The organism is Bartonella sp. AP88HLJMH (assembly GCF_042195605.1).
Taxonomy (GTDB): domain Bacteria; phylum Pseudomonadota; class Alphaproteobacteria; order Rhizobiales; family Rhizobiaceae; genus Bartonella.
The window spans coordinates 1-1,563 of the sequence record NZ_JBHIOR010000075.1; the positions used below are offsets into that span (position 1 = coordinate 1).

The following is a 1,563-nucleotide window of genomic DNA, read 5'->3' on the forward strand; positions in this document are numbered from 1 at the left end:
TGCCATTTGCGTGTCTGTAATTTTCCTTCTATGTAAACCTTTGAACCTTTGTTTAGATATTGAAGTGCAATTTTTGCCAAATGTGGATTAAAAATCACAATGGAGTGCCATTCCGTTTTCTCTACTTTTTGATGAGTATTTTTATCCGTATAGCTTTCAGAAGTTGCTATACTAAAATTGACTATTTCTGCTCCAGAATTCATTGTTTTGCTTTCGGGATTAGCACCAAGGCGTCCTATTAATGTCACTTTGTTTAGCATGTTTTTTCTTACCTTAAATTTGTATTTTAATACATACAAAATCCTAGCATGATTTGCATATTTTTTCAATTATTTCAATGATATATTATTAATTATTAACATATAAAATTATGTTTAATATGCTCTTTGATAAATAATCAATTGACATAAATGCATGGTGTATAGTATCAAGTATCAAGAGGGTATATATGGCAATCGTTAGTTTTAAGCATAAAGGGTTGAAATTATTCTTTGAAAGAGGAGTCTGCAAAGGCATACAACCCGCGCATGCTAAAAAATTAGCAAACATTTTAGTAATTTTAGATACAATATCCGCGCCTGAACAAGTTACTCTTAAATCGTATCGTCTACATGCGCTTACGGGCGATTTAAAAGGTTACTGGTCAATGCGTGTCAATGGAAATTGGCGTGTTACCTTTCGTTTCATTGGGACAGACGTTGAACTGGTTGATTATCAAGATTACCATTGAGTTTTGAGGTGTTATTATGATGTACAATCCTCCACACCCTGGCGGCATTTTGAAAGAAGAATTGCTTGATGAATTAGGGTTAACAGTAACAGAAGCTGCAAATCGTCTTGGCGTTGCACGTTTAACTTTATCCCGCGTCTTAAACTGCCATGCGGCGATTAGTATTAACTTAGCTTTACGGTTAGAAAAAGCGGGTTTAAATGATGCGGAATTCTGGCTTAAATTGCAACAAAAGCATGATTTGTGGCAAGCTCGGCATAACAGCCCAATCCCACATATTTCACCTCTAGAGCAAGTAGGGCATCTTTAGAAAGACTTAGCCCATCTTTCTTCACACCTAGAGGTCATGTTCTTTAAAATCAAGCAGCCCACGATAGTTTTTTATGCTCTTGTTGATTTTATCGAACGTTGAGAAGAGACAACGTAATCTGAACAGTTTTATAAAATCGGAAATTTTACTATAGCTTTTTAACGGAGCACTGTAGTGTGTAAATAGATATATTTATTAAACTGCGTGTATGTAACATAAGAAACAATACACAAACTAAAAAAGAATACCAAAGAGCAGTATCTGAGTACCAAAGTACAGTATCCAATGAAAAAGAAAGCTTATGCTCCACGTACTTAGAAATAATAGGTAAAGAGACCGTTTCTTTATAACTACTTGGGAAAATTAAAACGACAAGCGCTAAACTTATTAGTTTTAAGAGTCTGTGCAAATACTGTTGTAAATCACGTGTTAGTTTCACCCAACCCGTTGTATCATCATCTTTATATTTTGGATTGTTCTGCAACTCAAAAGGAATATGAGAATTGCATAAAATTACAAAAAT

General features: G+C 34.3%; 4 protein-coding genes. 2 read left to right on the forward strand and 2 right to left on the reverse strand.

The window, feature by feature from the left end:
- A partial coding sequence (ssb, locus tag ACFIMA_RS09570; RefSeq protein ID WP_375693440.1) for a single-stranded DNA-binding protein occupies positions 1–260 on the reverse strand: 260 nt, incomplete at its 3' end.
- A 188-nt stretch (positions 261–448) separates the two neighbouring features.
- On the opposite strand from ssb, the gene ACFIMA_RS09575 reads away from it, so the two are divergent.
- A complete protein-coding gene (locus tag ACFIMA_RS09575) occupies positions 449–730 on the forward strand; it encodes a type II toxin-antitoxin system RelE/ParE family toxin (protein ID WP_252619286.1) in 282 nt (93 codons plus the stop codon).
- Between the two features lie 16 nt (positions 731–746).
- Positions 747–1,040 (forward strand): HigA family addiction module antitoxin, encoded by a 294-nt coding sequence (locus ACFIMA_RS09580; RefSeq protein ID WP_004856691.1) that lies wholly within the window; start codon positions 747–749, stop codon positions 1,038–1,040.
- 148 nt (positions 1,041–1,188) lie between these two features.
- On the opposite strand, the gene ACFIMA_RS09585 is transcribed toward ACFIMA_RS09580, so the two are convergent.
- Positions 1,189–1,563: hypothetical protein (locus tag ACFIMA_RS09585; RefSeq protein WP_375693441.1), on the reverse strand; the 375-nt coding region annotated here is incomplete at its 5' end.

Excerpts from the sequence above, each read along its gene's own strand:
- ACFIMA_RS09575 (WP_252619286.1), top strand. The coding sequence starts at position 449 with ATGGCAATCGTTAGTTTTAAGCATAAAGGGTTGAAATTATTCTTTGAA.
- ACFIMA_RS09580 (WP_004856691.1), top strand. The coding sequence starts at position 747 with ATGATGTACAATCCTCCACACCCTGGCGGCATTTTGAAAGAAGAATTG.